Consider the following 23,846-nt stretch of genomic DNA (forward strand, 5'->3'; position numbering starts at 1 on the left):
CCCATGCTCCGCTACACTCTCAAACGCGCCCTCTCTCTGGGCCTAAGCCTGGTGGTGGCCTCGCTGGTGATCTTCTTCGTGATCGAAGTGGTGCCCGGCGATCCTGCCAGCTTTATGCTTGGCCTCAACGCCCAACCTGACACCATCGCCGCCCTGCGCAGCGAGTTGGGACTGGATGTCTCCAAACTGGAGCGCTACCTTTCCTGGGTTGGTGGCATGCTGCAAGGTGATTTTGGCACCTCCTACACCTACCGTACCCCCGTGACCGAGATGATCGGCGACCGCATCTGGGTGTCGCTGCCCTTGGCGCTCTACGCGCTCACGCTTTCAACCCTGATCGCCTTCCCCGCAGGCATCTACGCCGCCTCCCGCCGTGGCAAGCCCGGCGACATGGCCGTCATGGGCGCAACCCAATTGGGCGTCGCCGTGCCCAACTTCTGGTTTGCCATGATGTTGGTGCTGATCTTTGCCATCAACTTGCGCTGGTTCTCAGCGGGCGGTTTTGTTGGCTGGGAAAAAGGCATCCCGGCGGCGATGAAATCCCTGACCCTGCCCGCCATCGCGCTGGCCCTGCCGCAATCCGCGATCCTCGCCCGCGTGATGCGGTCCGCCCTGCTGGATGTTTTGGGCGAAGACTTCATGCGCACTGCCCGCGCCAAAGGCCTGACCCGCCGCCAAGCCCTGATGCGCCACGGCTTACGCAACGCCCTGATCCCGGTGCTGACCATCATCGGCATGCAGTTCTCTTTCCTGCTCGCAGGCGCCATCATTATTGAGCAGGTCTTCTTCCTGCCCGGCCTCGGCCGCCTGATCTTCCAGTCGATTTCCGCCCGCGACCTGATTGTGGTCGAAAGCGTGGTCATGCTTCTGGTCTTCATGGTGATCCTCGTGACCTTCCTCGTCGACCTCGCCTATGCCGCCGTTGACCCGCGCCTGAGGTCCCGCACATGATGCTTTCCCGCAATATCCTCTTTGGCGGTCTGCTCTGCCTTCTGGTGATCGCCGCAGCCCTGATCAGCTTCCTCTGGACCCCATTTGACATCACGCAAATGGACATCCCCAACAAACTGCAAAAGCCCAGCGCCACCCATTGGTTTGGCACCGATCACTTTGGCCGTGATATCTTTTCGATGATCATGGTTGGCGCCCGCACCTCGCTGGCTGTCGCGCTGGTGGCTGTCGGCATCGGCATGGGGCTTGGTGTCCCCCTAGGGCTCTGGGCCGCCGCCAACTCCGGCAGCTGGCTGGACGAGTTGATCATGCGCGGCAACGATTTGATCTTCGCCTTCCCAAGTCTAGTCATCGCCATCCTGATCACCGCCATCCTTGGCCCCGGCGCCGTGAACGCCATCCTTGCGATTGGCATTTTCAACATCCCTGTCTTCGCCCGCCTCACCCGTGCCGGTGCCCTGCCCCTATGGCAACGTGACTTCATCCTTGCCGCGCGGGTGGCTGGCAAATCTCACGCCCGCATCTCGGCGGAACACATCCTGCCAAACGTCGCCAATCTGCTGATCGTGCAAGGCACCATCCAATTCAGCCTCGGCATCCTCGCCGAAGCGGGCCTGAGTTACGTCGGCCTTGGCGCGCAACCACCCACACCCTCCTGGGGGCGCATGCTGGCCGACGCCCAAACCATGGTCGCCTTCGCGCCCCACCTCGCACTGATCCCTGGCCTCGCCATCATCACCTCTGTCCTGGGGCTCAACCTCTTGGGGGACGGGCTGCGGGACTTTCTTGACCCCAAAATTCGGGTGATGCGCTCATGAGCCTGCTCTCTGTCCAAAACCTGTCTCTCTCAATCGGCCCCTTATCAATCCTGAAAGACGTCACGTTCTCCATTGCACCGGGCGAGATCGTGGCTGTCACCGGCGAAAGTGGCTCCGGCAAATCCATGACGGCACTCGCGGTCATGCAGCTTTTACCAGACAGCGCCCACACCACCGGCCAAATCATGTTAGGAGACGAAGAGCTCACCGCGCAGTCGGAAAAAGCCCTTTGCGCCATACGTGGCAATTGTGTCGGCATGGTATTTCAGGAACCGATGACCGCGCTCAACCCGCTGCACACCATTGGCCAACAAGTGGCCGAAACCATCCGCATGCATACCGTCATGCCCAAAGCGGAGGCAGAGGCCCAAGCCGCTTCGATGCTGACCCGTGTTGGTCTGCCGCAAGACCGCTTCCCGCTGTCGCGCTACCCACACGAACTCTCCGGCGGACAGCGTCAACGCGTGGTGATCGCCATGGCCATCGCCCGCCGCCCCCGACTGTTGATTGCAGACGAACCCACAACCGCACTCGACGTCACCACACAGGCCAAGATCCTCGGCCTGCTCAAGGATCTGGTCGAAGAATTCGACATGGGCCTCTTGATGATCACCCATGACCTCGCCGTGGTGGCCGACATGGCGGATCGAATCGTCGTCATGCGCAAGGGCGAAGTGGTCGAGCAAGGTGACACCAAACACCTGCTCGCCCATATGCAACACCCCTACACCAAAACCTTGTTTGAAGCCTCCCGCCATCAAGTGGATTTGCCCTGTGCAGAAGACGGCAATGTCGCAATCCTGTCTGTGCAAAACGCGGTTCGCGACTACGCATTGCCGCGCACAAAACTCTTTGCGCCCCGCACGTTCCACCGTGCGGTCAAAGGCATCAGCTTTGACATCCACCAAGGAGAACGGGTTGGACTTGTGGGCGAATCCGGCTGCGGAAAATCGACCCTAACACGGGCGATTTTGGGTCTTGAGCCGCTGCAAGAAGGCAGCATCACGGCCTTTGGCACCGCCGTGGCCCCCGACATGCCGGCGCAGGCCCGCATCAAAACGCAGGTGGTGTTCCAAGACCCCTACAGCAGTTTCAATCCACGGCACAAAGTTGGGCGCATCCTGACCGAACCCTTCCATCTGGTCGACACGCCCCCCACCGGCGCGGCGCTGACGCAGATCATTGGCGAGGTGCTCACCGACGTTGGTTTGCAGCCATCTGACGCGCAGAAATACATCCACGAATTCTCCGGCGGTCAGCGCCAGCGCATCGCCATAGCCCGCGCCCTGATCACCAAACCCGAGCTGATCATCTTTGACGAAGCCGTCTCCGCACTGGACGTGTCCATTCGTGCGCAAATCCTCGACCTGATTGCCGAGCTCTCCCGCCGCCACAACTTGGCATATCTATTCATTTCCCACGATCTCTCCGTGGTGCGCTCTGTGACCGACCGCGTGCTGGTCATGCAAAACGGTGAAATTGTGGAGCAAGGCGAGACCGAAGCGGTCTTCACCACGCCACAACACCCCTACACCCAAACCCTGATCAACGCCGCGCCGGTGCTTCCAGACCTGACCGCGTTGAATGACAAGACTGAGACCGCCCATGCCCCTGCCTGACCTGTTTTTTGACCCGTCCAAATGCCTGATTGGCGGCACCTGGAAACCTGCTGCCTCCGGCGAAATACTGGAGTTGACCAACCCGTCGGACGGCACACATTTGGCCACCATCGCCCGTGGCACATCCGCTGACGTTGACGCCGCCGTTGCCGCCGCCCATGCCGCCCGTACCGGCGATTGGGGCCGCGCCACCGCTGTGGAACGTGGCCGCATCCTCACCCGCATTGGCCAGTTGGTTCTGGAGCACACCGACACGCTGGCAAAACTCGAAGCTTTGGATGTGGGCAAACCGCTGACACAAGCCCGCAACGACGTAATCGCGCTGGCCCGTTACATGGAATTCTACGGCGGTGCAGCCGACAAGGTACATGGCGAAACCATTCCCTATATGGACGGCTACACCGTCTACACCCTGCGCGAACCTTTTGGCGTGACCGGCCATATCGTGCCATGGAACTACCCCATGCAAATCATTGGCCGCTCGATTGGCGCAGCCCTCGCCATGGGCAACGCCTGTGTTCTGAAACCTGCGGAAGAAGCCTGCCTCACCGCACTGGCCTTTGCCGAGCTTGCACAACAGGCGGGTCTGCCCGCTGGCGCCCTTAACGTAGTGCCCGGCCTTGGTGCCGAGGCCGGCGCCGCGCTTGCGGGCCACCCGGAAATCCAACACATCTCCTTCACCGGCTCGGTGAACACCGGCCGACTTGTACAAACCGCCGCCGCGCAAAACGTTGTACCCGTCACGCTGGAACTGGGCGGCAAAAGCCCGCAACTTGTGTTTGCGGATGCTGACCTCGACGCGGCCCTACCTTTCCTCGTGAACGCAGGCATCCAGAACGCCGGTCAAACCTGCTCCGCCTCCTCGCGCATCCTTGTGCAGCGCTCGGTCTATGACGAAGTCACCAGCCGCATGGCCGCAGCCTACGCCGAAATGCGCGTCGCGCCAGCCTTGGAGGACGCTAACCTCGGCCCGCTGATCTCTGGCCGTCAAAAAGAAATTGTCTCCGGCTTCCTTGCCAAAGGCGCAGACCTGCACACCGCCGCCCAGGGCCAGATCGTCACCGAAGCCCCCGGCCACTACGTCGCGCCAACCCTATTCTCAGACGTCCCTCCGGAACACACATTGGCCCAGGATGAGATCTTCGGTCCAGTGCAGGCACTGATCCCGTTTGACAGCGAAGAGGAAGCGCTCGCCATCGCCAATGGCACCAAATACGGCCTTGTCGCCTCCGTCTGGTCCCAAAACGGTGCCCGCCAAATGCGCCTCGCCAAGTCACTGAAGGCGGGTCAGGTTTTCCTCAACAACTACGGCGCTGGTGGCGGCGTGGAGCTGCCCTTTGGTGGCACCGGACACTCCGGCCATGGCCGCGAAAAAGGCTTTGAGGCCCTGTTCCACTTCAGCCAACTCAAAACCGTCGCCGCCCTGCACGGCTAACGCAAAAGGACTTCATTATGCGTCTTCAAAACAAAACAGCCATCATCACCGGCGGCGCTCAGGGCTTCGGCGCGGGCATCGTCGACAAGTTCCTCGCCGAGGGCGCCAAAGTGCTCGTCGCCGACATTAACGGTGACATGGCCACCACCAAAGCCGCCGAACACACCGACGCCACCCCCTGCACCGTTGACGTCGCTGACGCCGCCAGCGTGCAGGCCATGATCGACACCGCGCTCTCCGCCTGGGGCCACATCGACATCATTGTCAACAATGCCGGTGTCACCCACCTGCCCGCGCCAATGGAAACAGTCACCGAAAGCGATTTTGACCGCGTCTTTGCGGTGAACTGCAAATCGATCTACCTCATATCCCAGTCGCTGGTGCCACACATGAAGTCCCGCACAACCGGCGCGATCCTCAACGTCTCCTCCACCGCAGGCCTCTCCCCGCGCCCCAACCTCAACTGGTACAACGCCTCCAAAGGCTGGGTGAACACCGCGACCAAAGCCATGGCGGTCGAACTCGCCCCCCACGGCATCCGCGTCAACGCCATCAACCCGGTGGCTGGTGAAACGCCGCTTCTGGCCTCCTTCATGGGCGAAGACACTCCGGAAATCCGCGCCAAATTCCTTTCTTCCATCCCTCTGGGCCGCTTCTCCCAACCCGAAGACATGGGCAACGCCGCCGCCTTCCTCTGCTCTGATGAAGCCGGCATGATCACTGGCACCCTGATGGAAGTGGACGGCGGCCGCTGCATCTAAAGCGCCCAAAAATCAAGCACAGCCACACCAACCGCCCAAAGTTTCATCACCTCGGGCGGTTGCGCCACGCCCTCCCCCCACGACCTCTCTGGCTCTTTGCCGCAGCGCAGCGTTAGCTCGATCCAACGCCAGCCAGCGGAGCCCAAAGAGCCGTGACCGCCCAGCTCACCATCCTGATTGTCGAGCCCGACAGATCCCGCGCCGATGCCATCATCGACAGCCTGATTGCCACGGGCGACCACCACATCCGCGTGCTGTCGGAATCCACAGGCCTCGCGCGGTCAGTTGCGGAACTCAACCCGGACCTCGTGCTGGTTGACGTCGCCAATCCCAGCCGAGACGCCATCGACGCGCTCACTCTGGCCTCTTCCCCGCTGGAACGCCCCGTCGCCATGTTTGTCGACCGCTCCGACGATGGCCTGACCAAAGCCGCGATCGAAGCCGGCGTCTCGGCCTATGTGGTCGACGGCATGCACCCGGACCGCATCAAACCTGTGCTGGATGCGGCCATCGCCCGCTTCCACATGTTCTCCCGCATGCGCTCGGAGCTTGAGGCCACAAAACGCGCGCTTGAGGAACGCAAGATCATCGACCGCGCCAAAGGCATCCTCATGCGCGCCCGCAACATGAGCGAAGACGAAGCCTACGCCCTCATCCGCAAAACCGCGATGAGCCAAAACAAAAAGATCGCAGACGTTGCGCAGGCATTGGTCACCGCTTCGGAGTTGCTGTCATGAGAACTCTGCCACTCTCCGTGGGCTTCATGCCGCTGGTGGACGCCGCCCCTCTGATCATCGCCCGCGAACTTGGCTTTGCCGAAGAGGAAGGCCTCGCGCTGAACCTGCAAAGCGCTCCCAGCTGGTCCACTCTGCGCGACCGCCTGATCTTGGGACAAATCGAAGCGGCCCATATGCTCTCTCCCGTACCGGTGGCCATGGCATTGGGCCTTGGCGGCCTGCCCACACAGCTCGATGCTCTCAGCGTTTTATCTATTAATGGCAACGTGATAGGCATCTCCAACGCGCTGGCCAATGAGATCGCCACCCACGGCACCATGCCGAATTTCCTCGACGCGCAAGCAGCAGGCAAAGCCCTCGCCGCTCTCAACAGGCCTCTGCGCATTGGCGTACCCTTTCCGTTTTCCATGCACGCAGAACTGCTGCATTACTGGCTTTCTGCCTCCGGTCTCAACGTCGCCAAATCGCTTGACCTACGCACCATCCCGCCGCTTCTGATGGCCGATGCCATTGCGGCAGGCGAAGTGGACGCCTTCTGCGTCGGCGAACCTTGGGGCTCGATCACCGTGGAACAAGGCGGCGGCAGCCTGCTCTTACCCGGCGCCGCGATCTGGCAATTCGCCCCTGAGAAAGTCCTCGCAGTGCGCCGCGACTGGGCAGCGTCAGAAGATGACCTCACCGGCCGCCTTATGCGTGCGGTCTGGAAAGCGGGGCGCTGGTTGGGTCGCCAAGACAAACGCGCCACCGCCTCCGAAATCCTGAGCTGGCCGGAATACCTCGGTGTTTCTACCGAAATCACCGAGCGCGCCCTGACTGGCAATCTGCTAATCAACGCGCGCGGAAAATCTCGCACCGTGCCACGCATGATGGAGTTCTTTGACGGCGCCGCCACTTTCCCCTGGAAAAGTCAGGGCGCCTGGATCGGCGCGCGCATGGCTGCGCGCTTTGGCTTGGACCGGGCGCAATCTGCCGCCAAGGCTGCCGCCGTTTTCCGCTCTGACCTTTACCGCCGTCACCTCGGACCACTGGGCGCAGACCTGCCTGCTGCTTCGGAGAAACTCGAGGGCGCGCTGGCTTCACCAACAACAGCGGGAACGGACTCTGGCACCCTGATTCTCGGTCCGGATCGCTTCTTTGATGACCAAGTTTTCGACCCGCGCCGCCCAGAATGCTAGTTTTTTGTGCAAACGCAGAGATCAACCGCTGCATCGCAGCATATGAACCGCTTCTGCCTTGTGACTCAGCCTCACAGCACGCCTAATGACCTCAACGCGCAGCAAGGACGCTACGCACACCGCCCCGAATGATTGGGGACCTATCTGAGCAAAGCCGCTCGACCCGCCGAAATTCCTCCTTCGGTGCTGGTCGCGCGGCTTTTTTCGTTTCCGCCCTCTCCTCCATCCAAAGGGCACAATATGAAGGACAGTAATATGAAACGCATTGCTTCGATCCTGGCAGCCACGACCGTGTTCGTGTCTCCGGCACTGGCTGAATTGGAACTCGAGAAAGATGAGCTGACCTTCGGCTTTATCAAGCTGACCGACATGGCGCCTTTGGCTGTTGCATATGAACAAGGCTACTTCGATGACGAAGGCCTGTTTGTCACGCTCGAAGCGCAAGCCAACTGGAAAGTGCTGCTGGACGGCGTGATCGATGGCCAACTGGACGGCGCTCACATGCTTGCCGGTCAGCCACTCGCCGCCACCATCGGCTATGGTACAGAGGCGCACATCGTCACCCCTTTCTCCATGGACCTGAACGGCAACGGCATCACCGTGTCCAACCAGATCTGGGAAGAAATGAAGCCGCACGTGCCGCTGATGGACGACGGCCGCCCACAACACCCGATCTCCGCCTCCGCCCTGAAGCCGGTTGTTGAAAAATACACCTCCGAAGGCAAGCCATTCAACATGGGCATGGTCTTCCCGGTCTCCACCCACAACTACGAATTGCGCTACTGGCTGGCCGCCGGTGGTCTGGAGCCCGGCTACTACTCCCCTGAAAACATCACCGGCCAGATTGGCGCCGATGTTCTCTTGTCCGTGACCCCACCGCCGCAGATGCCAGCCACCATGGAAGCTGGCACCATCTACGGCTACTGCGTGGGTGAGCCTTGGAATCAACAGGCCGTGTTCAAAGGCATCGGTGTGCCTGTGATCACCGACTACGAGCTGTGGAAGAACAACCCGGAGAAAGTCTTCGGCCTGAACGCCGAGTTCGCCGAGAAGTACCCAAACACCACACTGGCCGTGACCAAAGCGCTGATCCGCGCCGCTATGTGGCTGGATGAAAACGACAACGCCAACCGCGAAGAAGCGGTGAAAATCCTTAGCCAGCCGGAATATGTCGGCGCGGACTACGACGTGATCGCCAACTCCATGACCGGCACCTTTGAGTATGAAAAAGGTGACAAGCGTGAGGTTCCAGACTTCAACGTGTTCTTCCGCTACAACGCGACTTACCCGTTCTACTCTGACGCCATCTGGTATCTGACCCAGATGCGTCGCTGGGGTCAGATCGCCGAGGCCAAGCCCGACAGCTGGTATGACGAAGTCGCGAAGTCGGTCTACAAGCCTGCGATCTACCTCGAAGCGGCCCGCCTGCTGGTGGACGAAGGTCTGGCCAACGAAGCTGACTTCCCATGGGACAGCGACGGCTACAAAGCGCCAACCCCATCCGAGGACATTATCGACGGCATCGCCTACGACGGCAAAGCCCCAAATGCTTACCTCGACAGCCTGCCAATCGGCCTGAAAGGCGACCAACGTGTCGTGGGCACTGAGGTGCAAGGCTAACGCGCCTCGTCGCGGGAAGGACGGCTCCCCCCTTTCTCCCGCGACCTCCCGCGACGCAACGGACGGGCGGTTAATTCTCGCCCGTCCCGCCAAACCGCACCTCCGCGAAACAGTCGCGATACCGACACAAAACCGACGTCAAAATCAGCCGCTCCCCGGCATTAACCAATACCGCAACAGCGCCCAGAGCCACGGACACGCCAATGACCACAATCGACCCGCAAAACATCGCAGATGAAGAGCGCGAAGCCCGCCGCGCCCGCCTCTTCACCCGCATCAACAAGGCCGACGCCTGGTTTCAGGTCCTCGGTCTCAGCTTCATCACACCGATCCTCAAAGCTGCGGCTGGCGACAACCCAAAAGCGCAAGCCGCTGAAATCTGGCGCCTTTTGGGCGTACCGCTTTTGGCCATCACCATCTTCCTAATGCTCTGGGGCAGCCTTGCCCCCAAGGTGCAAACCTCCCTTGGCGCTGTTCCAGGCCCAAAAGAAGTCTGGACCGAGGCCGTGCTCCTGCACGAAGACGCTCAAGCCAAGGCCGCCAAAGAAGCGAAGTTCAACGAACGCGTCGCGGCGCGCAACGCCAAGTTCATCGCCAACGGCCAGCCCGGAAAAGTCAAAGATATTAAGTACACAGGCAGTCCCAGCTACTACAATCAGATCTGGACTTCGATCAAAACCGTGTTCTTTGGCTTCCTGATCGGCACCGCAATTGCCGTCCCAATCGGCATCATGGCGGGCCTGTCTCCTTACGCCAACGCCGCTGTAAACCCGCTGATCCAGATCTTCAAACCAGTCTCCCCACTGGCATGGCTGCCAATTGTAACCATGGTGGTCTCCGCCACCTACACTGTGGATGACGGCTTGTTCTCCAAGTCCTTCTTGACCTCTGCAGTGACCGTAACCCTTTGTTCTCTATGGCCAACTCTGATCAACACTGCGCTGGGTGTGGCCTCCATCGACAAAGATCTGGTGAACGTTTCCAAAGTTCTAAAGATGAACACCTGGACCAAAATCACCAAACTGGTGCTGCCGTCCGCCCTGCCGCTGATCTTCACCGGCCTACGTTTGTCCTTGGGTGTTGGCTGGATGGTTCTGATTGCGGCCGAAATGCTGGCGCAGAACCCGGGCCTTGGCAAATTTGTCTGGGACGAATTCCAAAACGGCTCTTCCAGCTCGCTCGCCAAGATCATGGTCGCGGTCTTCACCATCGGCATCATCGGCTTCCTGCTGGACCGTCTGATGTACGCGATCCAGTCACTCTTCACCTTCACATCCAACCGGTGATCGCCATGAGTGTTCTGAAATTTGACAATGTCTCCAAGAGCTTCGGCGAAGGCACCGCCAAGACCGACGTTCTGAAAAATATCAACCTTGAGGTTCAGGAGGGCGAGTTCCTCGTTCTCCTAGGCTTCTCCGGCTCCGGCAAAACCACGCTGATCAACCTCATGGCGGGCCTCGAAATGCCCACCTCTGGCAGCGTGACATTCAAGGGCGAAACCATCACCCAACCGGGCCCTGAGCGCGGCGTGATTTTCCAAAGCTACTCGCTGATGCCTTGGCTGACGGTGAATGGCAACGTGCGCCTCGCGCTGGACAGCGTGTTCCCCAACATGCCCAAAGCCGAAAAAGAAGATCGCGTTGACCATTACATCCAAATGGTTGGCCTCTCCCACGCAGCGACCCGCCGCCCGGCCGAGCTCTCCGGTGGCATGCGCCAACGTGTGAACGTGGCCCGCGCCTTGGCGATGAACCCCGAAGTTTTGCTGCTGGATGAACCGCTTAGCGCGCTGGACGCCTTGACCCGTGCCAACCTCGCAGATGAAATCGAAGCGATCTGGGATGCGGAGAAAAAGACCTGCGTTCTGATTACCAACGACGTGGACGAGGCGATCATTCTCGCCGACCGCATCATCGCGTTGAACCCCGATGGCACTTTGGGCCAAGAGTTCAAAGTCGACATCCGCCGCCGTCGCGACCGCATGGAAATGAACCACCACGATGGCTTCAAGAAACTGCGTGCGCGGGTCACCAAATACCTGATGGATGTGGGCATTGCCGCCAAAGCCGAAGGCACCAAGACTCTGCCCGATGTCACCCCGATCCACGGCGTCCCTGCTGCGGTCAAAGATGCTCAGAAGGGCATGATCGACCATAATTTCTTGGACTTCTCGCAACTTCACAAGATCTACCCGACGCCCAAGGGTCCGCTGACTGTGGTTGAAGATTTCGATCTGAAAGTACAGCGCGGCGAGTTCATCTCGCTCATCGGTCATTCGGGCTGTGGTAAGTCCACCGTTCTGACCATGGCGGCAGGTCTCAACCCGATCTCCAAAGGGGGTATCCGTCTGGATGGTCGTCACGTCGAAGGCGCCGACCCAGAACGCGCCGTGGTTTTCCAGTCGCCTAACCTGTTCCCATGGCTGTCTGCCAAGGAAAACGTGGCGATTGGTGTCGACAAGGTCTACCCGAAGGCCAGCCAAGGCGAGCGTCAGGATGTGGTGGAGTACTACTTGGAACGTGTCGGCCTCGCCGACGCCATGGACCGACCAGCGCATTCCATGTCCAACGGCATGAAACAGCGTGTCGGCATCGCCCGTGCCTTTGCTCTTTCCCCGAAACTTCTGCTTTTGGATGAACCCTTTGGCATGCTCGACAGCCTCACGCGCTGGGAGCTGCAAGAGGTTCTCATGGAAGTCTGGGACCGCACCAAAGTGACCGCGATTTGTGTGACGCATGATGTGGACGAAGCCATCCTGTTGGCAGATCGCGTGGTCATGATGACCAACGGACCACAGGCCACAATCGGCAAAATTGTGGATGTCGATCTCCCACGTCCACGCACCCGAAAAGCTCTGCTCGAGCACCCCGACTATTACCGCTATCGCCAAGATGTTCTCGATTTCCTTGAGGAATACGAACACGGCGCAAAGCCCAAACCAAAGCCATCCAAAGCCATCGCGGCAGAGTAAGCTATGACACAGAAACTTATCATCATTGGGGCTGGGATGGCCGCGGGCCGTGCCCTCGAACATCTCTTCGAAGCCGCCCCCGACGCCTACGACGTCACACTTTTCAACGCTGAGCCCCGCGGCACCTACAACCGGATCATGCTGTCCCCGGTTCTGTCGGGCGACAAGGCCTTTGACGAGATCGTCACCCACACAGCTGAGTGGTACGAGGAAAACGGTGTCGCCACGCGCTTTGGCGAAAAGGTTGTGAACATCGATCGTGCCGAACAGACCGTGACGTCTGATAACGGCGACGTGCTGGCCTATGACAAGCTCATCATCGCTACCGGTTCCAGCCCGTTTATTATCCCGCTTCCAGGGCATGATCTGGACGGTGTGATTGCTTATCGCGATCTCGAAGACACCAACACGATGATCTCGCTTGGCGACAAACCAGATGCCAAAGCCGTGGTGATCGGCGGCGGCCTTTTGGGGCTGGAAGCGGCCGCCGGCCTCGCGCTGCGCGGTGTGGACGTGACCGTGGTGCACATCATGGGCCACCTGATGGAACGCCAGTTGGACGAAGCGGCGAGCTACTTGCTGCGCAAGGCGTTGGTGGACAAAGGTATTACCGTTAAATGCTCTGCGAATTCCAAAGAAATCCTTGGCGAAAACGGCAAAGTCAAAGCGCTCCTGCTGGATGATGGTACTGAACTTCCTTGTGACTTGCTGGTCATGGCCGTTGGTATCCGCCCGTCCGTGGCCTTGGCTACAGACGCTGGTCTCGCAACAGGTCGCGGGATTCACGTGGACGATCAGATGGTAACATCAGATGCCAACATCCTGTCGCTTGGCGAATGTGTGGAACACAACGGCGACATCTTTGGTCTTGTGGCGCCGATTTATGACCAAGCAAAAGTCATCGCCAAGACACTGACTGGTGAAGCTGCTACTTTTGTGAACAAAGAAGTGGCCACCAAGCTGAAGGTCACTGGCTGCGATCTCTTTTCCGCAGGCGATTTTGCAGAGACAGAAGGTCGCGAAGACATCGTGTATCGCGACCCGGCACACGGAGTGTATAAACGCCTAGTCATCGAAGAGAACCGCATCGTCGGTGCCGTCATGTATGGCGACACGGCGGATGGCAACTGGTTCTTTGGCCTAATCAAAGACAAAGAGGACATCTCCAAGATGCGCGATACTCTCATCTTTGGTCCGGCTTTTCAGGGAGGGTCCCCCCTGGACCCTATGGCGGCCGTTGCAGCCTTACCGGATGATACCGAAATCTGTGGCTGTAACGGCATTTCCAAAGCTCAAATTGTTGCCGCGATCAACGACGGCGCCCACTCGCTAGACGATGTAAAAAACATTTCCAAAGCGGGCTCGTCTTGTGGCAGTTGCCTCGGCCTTGTTGGGGATATGTTGAGTGTCACACTCGGCGACGACTTCAAAATGCCCGAAAAAGAAGTCGTCTGTAAGTGTACCGACCTATCCCACAACGACGTACGTAAACTGATCGTCGCTAAGGAGCTCAAATCCATTCCACAAGCCATGCAGGAGTTGGATTGGAAGACCACCTGTGGCTGCCACGTATGTCGCCCGGCGCTGAACTACTACATGGTAGCTGCCTGGCCTGGCACGTACGAAGACGATGGCAAAAGCCGGTTCATCAACGAGCGTGTGCACGCCAACATTCAGAAAGACGGCACCTATTCCGTTGTGCCACGCATGCTGGGCGGGATCACCACGCCTGACGAGCTGCGCGCCATTGCGGATGCGGCGGATAAGTTTGATGTGCCGACGGTTAAAGTCACCGGCGGTCAACGCATCGACCTTTTGGGCGTAAAGAAAGATGATCTGCCGGAGATTTGGTACGATCTGGGCAAGGCGGGCATGATGTCTGGGCAGGCCTACGCCAAAGGGCTGCGCACCGTAAAAACCTGTGTGGGGTCCGATCATTGCCGTTTTGGAACGCAGGACTCAACCGGCCTTGGTATCAAAATCGAAGACGCGATGTGGGGCGCGTGGTCGCCACACAAGTTCAAGCTTGCCGTCAGTGGCTGTCCGCGGAACTGCGCAGAGGCTACCTGTAAGGATCTCGGCATCATCTGCGTCGACAGTGGTTATCAAATCCTTGTCGGCGGCGCGGCGGGTCTAGACCTCCGCGAAACCGAACTTCTGGTGCAAGTCGCCACCGAAGAGGAAGCCATCGAAGTCTCCTGTGCCTTCTACCAGCTTTACCGCGAAGGGGCGCAGTACCTGCATCGCCCTTACAAGTGGATTGCCAGAGTGGGGCTTGATTGGGTCAAGGAACAGATTGTCGACGATCTGGAAAGTCGCAAGGCACTGGCTGACCGGTTCCACTACTCGCAGACGTTCTACCAGATCGACCCTTGGGCAGAACGCGCTAAGCAAGGCAAAGACGCCCACGAATTTGCACCCATCGCGGATTTTACAAAGGTGGCCGCAGAATGACCGATTTTATCGATATTGGCAGCATAAACGACATCCCTTTGCGTGGTGCACGGGTTGTGCGCACGCATAACGGAGACATTGCCGTGTTCCGCACGGCCACAAACAACGTCTACGCTTTAGATGAATATCTACCGGGCAAAGCTGGCCCGCTGTCCAACGGCATCCAACACGACGAGAAAGTCACCGATCCAATGTACAATTGGGTCTTTGATCTCACCACCGGCGAAGCCCAAGGTGCGGACGCAGGTAAAGTTGCGACCTATAATGTCAAATGCGAAGACGACCGCATTTTAATATCCGCGGCGGCTGTGTCCCCATCGGTGGCAGCAGAATGACCACATCCATCTGCACCACTTGCCCGTATTGCGGCACCGGCTGCGGCGTGTTGGCAACGCCGAACGGTGCAGGTGGCCTTGCGGTCAAAGGCGATCCGGATCACCCGGCAAACTTTGGGCGCCTGTGTTCCAAAGGGTCGGCGCTAGGAGAAACCGTGGCTCTGGACGGTCGCTTGCTTGGTCCTTTGATCAACAAATGTGGCGCAACTTGGGATGACGCCCTCGACCTAGTGGCGGAACAGTTTCTTTCAACAATTGAGAAACACGGCCCGGATTCCGTCGCCTTTTATGTCTCAGGACAATTGCTGACCGAGGACTACTACGTCGCTAACAAACTGATGAAAGGTTACATCGGTTCAGCCAACATCGACACAAACTCGCGACTGTGTATGGCGTCGACAGTAGCTGGGCACAAACGAGCTTTTGGCACAGATACCGTACCAGGAACCTACGAAGACTTGGAGTTGGCAGACTTATTGATCATCACAGGTTCCAACCTGGCATGGTGTCACCCGGTGCTTTATCAGCGCATCGCGGCCGCAAAGATCGAACGCCCTGAGATGAAAGTGGTCGTGGTTGACCCCCGTCGCACGGCAACATGTGATCTGGCAGACCTGCACCTGCCCCTCAATCCAGGCACGGACGTTGCGCTGTTCAATTACCTGTTTAGTCAAACACACGCACAAGGTGCCCTCGACGCCGAGTTTGTAGCCAAACATACGGACGGCTTCATCGAAACTCTGGACGCGGCCAGTGCCTCAGATGTCTCCGCCACAGGGTTAAGCGAACAACAACTAAACGCATTTGTCCGGATGTGGTTGGCCAATAAAAAAACGGTCACCGTTTTCTCTCAGGGCGTCAATCAATCCGACCATGGCACCGATAAAGTAAACGCCATTATCAACTGCCATTTGGCCTCCGGCCGTATTGGAAAACCTGGGAGTGGTCCCTTTTCGGTAACCGGGCAGCCCAACGCGATGGGCGGACGAGAGGTTGGTGGCCTTGCCAATACCTTGGCCTGCCACTTGGACCTAGAGGATCCAACGCACCGCGACACGGTGCAGTCCTTCTGGCAGTCGCCATCAATACCGTCACAGCACGGGTTCAAAGCGGTGGACATGTTTGACGCCATTGGGGCGGGCAAAATCAAAGCACTGTGGGTGATCTGTACAAATCCAGCTGTAAGTATGCCAAACGCTTCCAAAGTCCGTTCTGCGATCGCGAACTGCGAGTTCGTCGTGGTCTCTGACATGTTTGCAACCACAGACACCGCAAAGCTGGCCGACGTGGTGCTGCCAGCGACGGGCTGGGGAGAGAAGGACGGCACAGTCACCAATTCGGACAGAACAATCAGTCGCCAGCGGTCTGTTTTTCCGCCCCCCGGCACAGCGCGTCACGATTGGAGTATCATATGTGACGTTGCCCAGCGCATGGGTTTCGGCGCGGGGTTTGAGTACTCGACTCCAGCCGAAATTTTTCGAGAACACGCGGCACTGTCAGGGCTTGCCGCCAATCTAGGCAAAGACTTCGACATTTCCGGACTAGCGGAACTGTCCAACCAAGAATATCAGAATTTAAAACCGGTCAGATGGCCGATAAAAGGACCAAATGTCTCCCAGGATCCCAGGTTCTTCACCGAGGGGCACTTTTTCACAAGCGAAGGCCGCGCCAGAATGGTCCCGATCAGCCAACCGGTTCTAGCCTCTCAAAATGAAGAGTTTCCATTGCGACTCAATACCGGCAGGGTACGCGATCATTGGCACACGATGACCCGGACCGGACGAGCACCGCGCCTCAATCAGCATTACGGCGAGCCCTTCTTGGAAATTCACCCCGAAAATGCCAATCAAATTGGTGTCAATGATGCGGATTTGGTTGTGGTCCAAAATGATAACGGCACCGTCATATTGAGAGCTTTAATAACCGAACGTGTGGCGCAGGGGAGCGTATTTGCTCCGATCCACTGGTCCAGTGACGTGGCGTCACGCGCCGTTGTGTCAGATTTGGTGCCCGCAATTGTTGATCCGGTCTCAGGCCAACCAGACAGCAAAGCCGCTCCTGTAAGAGTCACCAAATTCCGCGCGAAATGGTACGGGTTCGCGGTTGGGACCAATATGCTGACTGCCTCTACCAAATATTGGGCGAGAACCAAGTTATCCTCGGGTTGGCAGTTGGAACTGGCAGGCATCACGCGTCCTGAGAGCTGGGTGGATTTTGCGTCAGAATTGTTTGAAGCAGACGACGTGCCATGCACCAGCCTGATTGATACAACCGGAGGTCGGGCGCGCATGGCTTTTCATCGTAACGGAAAACTGATTGGCGCTTTATTTGTGGACCGCACTCCGGTGCAAGTATCTCGGTCTTTTGCCAGCGGGATGTTGGGGCAAGACGAAACCAACATTTTGGCCGGGCAACCAGGTGAAAATCAACTCGACCCTGGTCCAACAGTTTGTGCGTGTTTCAACATTGGCGTGAACACGATCTTGTCCAATATTGAGCAACAGAACTTAACTTCGGTTGAGCAAATTGGAAACGCGCTCTCAGCTGGAACAAATTGCGGCTCTTGTCGGCCAGAGCTGGCTGCTCTGCTGTCCAATGCGCGGCGGAAAATAGCGGCCGAATAGCCTCTAAAACCGCCATGAAAATCTGGTTTTTAGTTCTTTCTGGCCAAATCACTCCCAGAAGCTGCCGTCAGGTCATGCCTGCCTTTCCGCCACCTTAAGTATTTTCGATCCGCTAAATTCTCTCCCATGACGGGTTTCAAACCGTAGAAGCGGCCAATTTCACACATGCTCAAAAACGGCATGTTTGTCGCTTTTGAACCATGTTATGACGGTTTCCTGAAGGCACCGCTTTAGCGACCTCTTTCGCAAGCGGAGTCGACGAAAACTTTGTGGGCTTTGGCACATTTTCCTTGATTTGTGTCACGAGCGAGCCGCAGCATAATGAAAAACAAAAGATTCAACATGGGAGTTTCCAAATGAATGAAGAGCTTAAGTTCCTAAGTCGCCAAGCCGCTTTGGGCGCAATCACACGCCGTAAGTTCCTTGGCCGTGCCGGAGCACTTGGTCTTTCGGCTGCCGCAGCAAATACAATGCTCGCCGGCGCAGTACACGCTGAAGGCCCCCAGAAAGGTGGCACGCTGCGCATTGGTTTGCAGGGGGGATCCACCACCGACAGCCTGGATCCGGCGACAGCCGCAAACACAACTGCGGTCAACCTGATCCGCATGTGGGGTGAGCCGCTCGTTGAGTTGACCGATGATGGTGGCCTACAGGGCAAAGTTGCCGAAAGCTTTGAAGCCTCCGCAGATGCAACCACCTGGACCTTCACGATCCGCAAGGGCATCACCTTTTCCAATGGGCAAGAAGTCACCGCCGCGGACGCGGCTGCAATGCTTGACCGTCACGCCGGTGAAGAATCAAAATCTGGTGCTCTTGGCTTGCTGCGCGACATCAAAAATGTCAGCACCAACGGGCGCGATGTGATCATCGAGCTCAACAACGGCAATGCCGACTTGCCTTACCTGATGAGCGACTATCACCTAATCGTACAGCCAAACGGCGGCAAAGATGCGCCAGACGCGGCGATCGGCACCGGCCCCTATATCATGAAAGAAGTTGATATGGGTGTTCGCTTTGTGGCGGAGAAAAACCCGAACTACTGGGGTGACATCGGCTACGCTGAGACCATCGAAATGCTGGTGATCAACGACAACACCGCACGTGTTGCAGCCCTGCAATCCGGTCAAGTGGACATCATCGACCGAGTACCACCACGCACTGCTGGCCTTGTGGCCCGCGCGCCCGGTATCACTGTTGCGTCCACAGCTGGCCCTGGCCACTATGTGTTTATCGCGCACGTCAACACAGCTCCGTTTGACAACCCTGATCTGATGATGGCCCTGAAGTATGGCATCAACCGTCAGGAAATGGTCGACAAGATCCTGTTTGGCTACGGCTCTGTGGGCAATGACTCGCCAATCAACGCGGCCTACCCGATGTATTCGGAAATGGAGCAACGTGAGTACGATCCAGAGAAAGCAGCCGAATACTTCAAAAAGTCTGGCCACGAAGGCCCGGTGCTTCTGCGCACCTCTGACAACTCGTTCCCTGGTGCGCCGGATGCAGCCGCGCTGTTCCAGCAGTCCCTGAAAGCTGCTGGTATCGAGCTGGAAATCAAGCGCGAGCCGAACGATGGGTATTGGTCCGAAGTTTGGAACAACAAACCGTTCTGCACCAGTTACTGGGGGGGGCGTTCCACACAGGATCAGATGTTCACCACTGCTTACCTGTCGACAGCAGATTGGAACGACACACGCTACAAGAGCGAAAGCTTTGACAAGCTGCTGATCGCGGCACGTGCGGAACTGGATCAAGACAAGCGTAAAGCGATGTATGCCGACATGGGCATGATGGTCCGCAATGAAAGCGGCCTGATCTGCCCAATGTTCAATGACTTCGTTGACGCATACACCGACAAAATTGGTGGTTGGGTTGAAGGCGTTGCAGGCTTCTCCCTGATGAACGGCTACGCAGCACAGCGTATGTGGGTGACAGGCTGATATGTCGCTCCTTTTGAAACTGTTGGCCCAGCGCATTGCGCTGGGCCTCTTCTTGCTCTTCCTCGTCTCGATCCTAATTTTTTCTGGCACCATCATTTTGCCGGGAGACGTGGCCCAACAAATTCTTGGACAATCCGCCACGCCAGAAGCGCTTGCCAACCTACGCCGCGATCTCGGATTGAACGACCCGCCACTTCAGCGCTACTTCAGTTGGCTGAGCGGCCTGCTGCAAGGTGATCTGGGCACCTCCCTCACCAGCGGCAAAGACATTGCTGAATCAATCAGCAAACGTCTCGGAAACACCCTTTTCTTGGCCTTCTGGGCCGCGATCATCTCTGTGCCTCTTGCGATTTTGCTTGGTTTGATTGCCGTACGCTATCGCGAACGCTGGCCGGACAAACTGATCTCCGCGGTCACTCTGGCATCTATCTCCGTGCCTGAATTTCTCATCGCATATGTCGCCATCTTCTTTGTATCCGTGCGTCTACGCTGGGCCCCATCCGTGACCACAATCAACGACAGTATGAGCTTGGGTGAAAAACTGCATACCATCTCGTTGCCAATCGCCGTGCTGACGCTTGTTGTGCTGGCGCACATGATGCGCATGACGCGCGCGGCAATCTTGAATGTCATGCAATCCGCCTACATCGAGACCGCAGAGCTCAAAGGACTGCGAATGTTCACGATCATCTGGAAACATGCCTTCCCGAACTCGATTGCACCCGTTGTGAACGTGGTCATGCTCAACCTCGCCTATTTGGTGGTTGGTGTTGTGGTGATCGAAGTGGTCTTCACCTACCCAGGTATGGGACAGTTTTTGGTCGATCACGTGTCCAAGCGCGACATTCCTGTGGTGCAAGCCTGTGGTCTGATTTTCGCTGCGGTCTACATCGGCCTCAATATGGTTGCTGACATCGTATCGATCGTGGCCAACCCGCGCTTGCGGCATCCGAAATAGGGGAATTGTTATGAGAATACCCATAGCTGCCCTGATCGGGCTCATCTTCACCGCAGCGTATTTCTTCGTCGCAATCTTCGCGCCGTGGATCGCGCCCTACGGCATGGCCGACGTGGTCAGCCGGGATGTTTGGCTGCCACCATCCTCCGAGTTTTTGCTTGGCACTGACAACCTTGGCCGCGATTTGCTGAGCCGTATGATTTACGGCGGGCGGACAACGATCTTTATCGCTACCGCTGCCACAATCCTAAGCTTCACAACGGGGTCCATTCTGGGCTTCCTTGCTGCTGTACTTGGCGGTTGGGCGGATCAGGCCATGAGCCGGTTTGTAGACCTGATCATGTCGATACCATCTCTGATTTTTGCCTTGGTTGTGTTGTCGGTCATGCCTGTGACTGTACCTGTATTGATCCTTGTGATGGGACTTTTGGACAGCACCCGCGTGTACCGTTTGGCGCGCGCAGTGGCCGTCGACATAAATGTCATGGACTACGTCGAGGCCGCAAAGCTGCGTGGTGAAGGCCGAGGGTGGATTATCTTCCGCGAAATCTTGCCAAATGCCTTGTCACCTTTGATCGCAGAAATGGGGCTCCGGTTCATCTTTATGGTTCTATTTGTCTCCACCTTGTCTTTCCTTGGGCTGGGCGTTCAACCGCCACAAGCAGACTGGGGCGGCATCGTGAAAGAGAACGCCGATGGTATTGTCTATGGCATTGGCGCAGCGTTGTACCCAGCAGTAGCAATCGCAACACTGGCGATCTCAGTGAACCTCGTGGCTGACTGGGTCCTGAACCGCACAACATCGCTGAAAGGAGGCCGCGGATGAGCGATATGCTTCTCAAAGTTCGAGACCTCAAAATTGGTGCCACAGTTTACCCGCCAGGCGAACAGCCGCATGACATCGAAATTGTTCATGGCGTGAGCTTTGAGGTTGAGAAAGGCAAAGTGCTGGGCCTCATTGGCGAGTCCGGAGCGGGCAAGTCGACCATTGGTCTGGCATCTATGGCCTACGGCCGTGGTGGTGTGAAAATCACCGGCGGCGAGGTTTGGGTCAACGGACGAGACATCTTAAAGACGTCAAACTCAGATGTGCGCGCCTTACGCGGCGGCGAAGTAACCTATGTAAGCCAGTCTGCAGCAGCCTCCTTTAATCCTGCCAAAAAGATCATGGATCAAGTGACTGAAGCTGCGATCCTGCAGGGCAAGTTTTCCCGAAAAGATGCTGAGCGACGGGCAATTGAGCTGTTCCGGAAACTCGGACTTCCTGACCCGGAGAATATTGGCAATCGCTACCCGCACCAAGTGTCAGGAGGCCAATTGCAGCGTTGCATGACGGCGCTTGCCTTGTGCCCTGAGCCGGATCTTGTTGTCTTTGACGAACCAACAACCGCCTTGGATGTGACAACACAAATCGATGTGTTGATGGCTATCAAAGAGGCCATTCGTGACACTGGAGTCGCCGCACTCTATATCACCCATGACCTCGCAGTTGTCGCGCAGGTCAGCGACGATATCCTTGTGCTGAAGATGGGGGACATGGTCGAGTATGGTCCTGTGGATCAAATCATCAATGCCCCACAAGAAGACTACACCAAGGCCTTGGTCTCCGTGCGGTCCATCGAACATGAGGAAAAGGCACCAACACCGGAACCGGTGCTGAAAGTTCAGAACGTCACTGCCCGCTACAAGGGGACAAACTTTGACGTGCTCAAGAATATCAACGTCGAACTGCACCCGGGTCAAACCCTCGCTGTTGTTGGTGAAAGTGGATCGGGAAAATCCACTTTGGCGCGGGTGATCACTGGGCTATTGCCGCAAAAAAACGGAAGCGTCCATTTTGCCGGTCGCGACCTGAGCAAAGATCTCGCTGGGCGCAAAAAGGAAGATCTGCGCGAGTTGCAGATGATCTACCAGATGGCGGACGTCGCGATGAACCCGCGGCAAACTGTGGGCACAATCATCGGCCGGCCGCTGGAGCTCTACTTTGGCCTAGGTGGTGCCGAGAAACGCAAACGCATCATCGAGCTCCTGGATGAAATCGAAATGGGGGAGAGCTTCATCGATCGCTACCCAGCGGAACTGTCTGGTGGGCAGAAACAACGTGTGTGTATTGCACGTGCATTGGCGGCGAAGCCAAAAATGATCATCTGTGACGAGGTAACCAGCGCGCTGGACCCACTCGTCGCGGACGGCATTCTCAAGCTGCTACTGGATCTTCAGAAGATCGAGGACGTCGCCTATTTGTTCATCACACACGACTTGGCGACAGTGAAGGCCATCGCTGACTCGATTGCCGTGATGTATCAGGGCGAAGTTGTACGATATGGCGGCAAGACAGACGTGCTGTCTCCCCCATTTGACGACTATACGGACTTGCTGCTGAGCTCTGTGCCGGAAATGAAACTGGGCTGGCTGGAAGACGTCATCGCGAACCGAAAAATGGAAAGCGCAGGCAACTAAGTCTTTTTACCATCAAACAAATTGCGGTGCCGGTTAAGGGGCCGTTTTTTTGTCCGCAGCTTGCAAAAACGAACACTAGGATGTCGGTCTTGAACGTTCCGTCACCGTGCGCCGATTTAATACTCTTATTATTGAGGAGGAGCCCGGCATGGACAACAAACTACTATTGATCATTCTGGACGGCGTGCCCTGGCGCAACTGGAGCCGTCTTTTTGGCAATCTGGAAGGCTGGGTTGCGGATGGCACCGCTCAGAAATGGAAAATGACCTCCGTGCTGCCGTCCATTTCGGCAAGCTGTTATGCCTCAATCCACACCGGCGTCACGCCGCAACAGCATGGCTGCACCGGGAACGGCAATGTGTTCCGCATCAAACAACCCGACATTTTTTCCGAAGTCCGCAAGGCGGGCGGCAAAACTGGAGCCGTCGCGCATTCATTCTGGTCTGAGTTCTTCAACCGTCATCCGTTCGATTATGTACGTGATATTGAGTACGATGAACCGGAGAGCAAAACCATCAACCACGGGCGTTTTCATTCCATGACCGGTTATGGCGCGGCCAATCAGATGACGCCTTCTGATGTCGACCTGTTTGCCACGCTTACCAATATTTGCCTCAAGAATAGCCTTGATTACGGCATGTTACACACCTGCACGTTAGACAGCATGGGTCATCGCTTCCAGCATGAAAGCCATGAAATGGATCATGCCTGCTTTGTGATGGACGAGATGTTGGCCCCTTTCATTCCGCGATGGCGGCAGATGGGATATGAGGTGATAGTCACCGCGGATCATGGGCAAGATGCCAGAGGACACCACGGCGGCAACGATCCGCTGCAGCAAGAGTTCGCGCTTTATTACTTCGGGGAGGCCAAAGGACCTGCTACCGATGTGGTGCTGTCTCAGTTACAGTTGGCCCCCTCCATCCTGCATCGGCTTGGGGTTCAGGCGCCGAACACGATGAAGGCTGATCCGTTTTTGACTTGAGGT

General features: G+C 57.4%; 18 protein-coding genes. All 18 read left to right on the plus strand.

What is annotated here, in order from left to right; genetic code table 11:
* Nucleotides 1-3 precede the first annotated feature (3 nt).
* The 18 genes from JXR15_RS19475 to JXR15_RS19560 all read left to right on the plus strand — a co-directional run bounded on the left by JXR15_RS19475 (nucleotide 4) and on the right by JXR15_RS19560 (nucleotide 23,843).
* Nucleotides 4-951: an ABC transporter permease gene (locus tag JXR15_RS19475; RefSeq protein ID WP_422054861.1), complete on the plus strand. Its 948-nt coding sequence runs from the start codon at nucleotides 4-6 to the stop codon at nucleotides 949-951.
* Nucleotides 948-1,769 carry an ABC transporter permease gene (locus tag JXR15_RS19480; RefSeq protein WP_422054862.1) on the plus strand — a complete coding sequence of 274 codons (822 nt, stop codon included), beginning with the start codon at nucleotides 948-950 and terminating at the stop codon, nucleotides 1,767-1,769. Before JXR15_RS19475 ends, JXR15_RS19480 begins: the two co-directional genes overlap by 4 nt.
* Complete coding sequence (locus tag JXR15_RS19485; RefSeq protein ID WP_422054863.1) at nucleotides 1,766-3,388, plus strand: ABC transporter ATP-binding protein; 1,623 nt, start codon at nucleotides 1,766-1,768, stop codon at nucleotides 3,386-3,388. The genes JXR15_RS19480 and JXR15_RS19485 overlap by 4 nt, the downstream gene beginning before the upstream one ends.
* Complete coding sequence (locus tag JXR15_RS19490) at nucleotides 3,375-4,823, plus strand: aldehyde dehydrogenase family protein (RefSeq protein ID WP_422054864.1); 1,449 nt, start codon at nucleotides 3,375-3,377, stop codon at nucleotides 4,821-4,823. Before JXR15_RS19485 ends, JXR15_RS19490 begins: the two co-directional genes overlap by 14 nt.
* Before the next feature lie 17 nt (nucleotides 4,824-4,840).
* Nucleotides 4,841-5,584, plus strand: coding sequence for an SDR family oxidoreductase (locus JXR15_RS19495; protein ID WP_422054865.1), 744 nt, complete (start codon nucleotides 4,841-4,843; stop codon nucleotides 5,582-5,584).
* A gap of 152 nt (nucleotides 5,585-5,736) precedes the next feature.
* Nucleotides 5,737-6,321, plus strand: coding sequence for an ANTAR domain-containing response regulator (locus JXR15_RS19500; protein ID WP_422054866.1), 585 nt, complete (start codon nucleotides 5,737-5,739; stop codon nucleotides 6,319-6,321).
* Complete coding sequence (locus tag JXR15_RS19505; protein ID WP_422054867.1) at nucleotides 6,318-7,496, plus strand: ABC transporter substrate-binding protein; 1,179 nt, start codon at nucleotides 6,318-6,320, stop codon at nucleotides 7,494-7,496. The genes JXR15_RS19500 and JXR15_RS19505 overlap by 4 nt, the downstream gene beginning before the upstream one ends.
* 255 nt (nucleotides 7,497-7,751) lie before the next feature.
* Nucleotides 7,752-9,116: a CmpA/NrtA family ABC transporter substrate-binding protein gene (locus JXR15_RS19510; protein ID WP_422054868.1), complete on the plus strand. Its 1,365-nt coding sequence runs from the start codon at nucleotides 7,752-7,754 to the stop codon at nucleotides 9,114-9,116.
* Nucleotides 9,117-9,319: 203 nt separating this feature from the next.
* Nucleotides 9,320-10,402, plus strand: coding sequence for an ABC transporter permease (locus tag JXR15_RS19515; protein ID WP_422054869.1), 1,083 nt, complete (start codon nucleotides 9,320-9,322; stop codon nucleotides 10,400-10,402).
* A 5-nt stretch (nucleotides 10,403-10,407) separates the two neighbouring features.
* Nucleotides 10,408-12,087: an ABC transporter ATP-binding protein gene (locus JXR15_RS19520; protein WP_422054870.1), complete on the plus strand. Its 1,680-nt coding sequence runs from the start codon at nucleotides 10,408-10,410 to the stop codon at nucleotides 12,085-12,087.
* 3 nt (nucleotides 12,088-12,090) lie between these two features.
* Complete coding sequence (nirB, locus tag JXR15_RS19525) at nucleotides 12,091-14,541, plus strand: nitrite reductase large subunit NirB (RefSeq protein ID WP_422054871.1); 2,451 nt, start codon at nucleotides 12,091-12,093, stop codon at nucleotides 14,539-14,541.
* Nucleotides 14,538-14,876 (plus strand): nitrite reductase small subunit NirD, encoded by a 339-nt coding sequence (nirD, locus tag JXR15_RS19530; protein WP_422054872.1) that lies wholly within the window; start codon nucleotides 14,538-14,540, stop codon nucleotides 14,874-14,876. The genes nirB and nirD overlap by 4 nt, the downstream gene beginning before the upstream one ends.
* A complete protein-coding gene (locus tag JXR15_RS19535) occupies nucleotides 14,873-17,500 on the plus strand; it encodes a molybdopterin-dependent oxidoreductase (RefSeq protein WP_422054873.1) in 2,628 nt (875 codons plus the stop codon). The genes nirD and JXR15_RS19535 overlap by 4 nt, the downstream gene beginning before the upstream one ends.
* Before the next feature lie 356 nt (nucleotides 17,501-17,856).
* The gene (locus tag JXR15_RS19540) at nucleotides 17,857-19,440 is read left to right on the plus strand and encodes an ABC transporter substrate-binding protein (protein ID WP_422054874.1); all 1,584 of its coding nucleotides are present in this window, start codon (nucleotides 17,857-17,859) and stop codon (nucleotides 19,438-19,440) included.
* A 1-nt stretch (nucleotide 19,441) separates the two neighbouring features.
* Nucleotides 19,442-20,398, plus strand: coding sequence for an ABC transporter permease (locus JXR15_RS19545; protein WP_422054875.1), 957 nt, complete (start codon nucleotides 19,442-19,444; stop codon nucleotides 20,396-20,398).
* Nucleotides 20,399-20,408: 10 nt separating this feature from the next.
* A complete protein-coding gene (locus tag JXR15_RS19550; protein WP_422054876.1) occupies nucleotides 20,409-21,224 on the plus strand; it encodes an ABC transporter permease in 816 nt (271 codons plus the stop codon).
* Complete coding sequence (locus JXR15_RS19555) at nucleotides 21,221-22,858, plus strand: ABC transporter ATP-binding protein (protein WP_422054877.1); 1,638 nt, start codon at nucleotides 21,221-21,223, stop codon at nucleotides 22,856-22,858. The genes JXR15_RS19550 and JXR15_RS19555 overlap by 4 nt, the downstream gene beginning before the upstream one ends.
* Nucleotides 22,859-23,006: 148 nt before the next feature.
* Nucleotides 23,007-23,843 (plus strand): alkaline phosphatase family protein, encoded by an 837-nt coding sequence (locus JXR15_RS19560; protein ID WP_422054878.1) that lies wholly within the window; start codon nucleotides 23,007-23,009, stop codon nucleotides 23,841-23,843.
* The last annotated feature ends 3 nt before the right edge of the window (nucleotides 23,844-23,846 follow it).

This window comes from Shimia sp., assembly GCF_049116215.1.
Classification (GTDB): domain Bacteria; phylum Pseudomonadota; class Alphaproteobacteria; order Rhodobacterales; family Rhodobacteraceae; genus Shimia.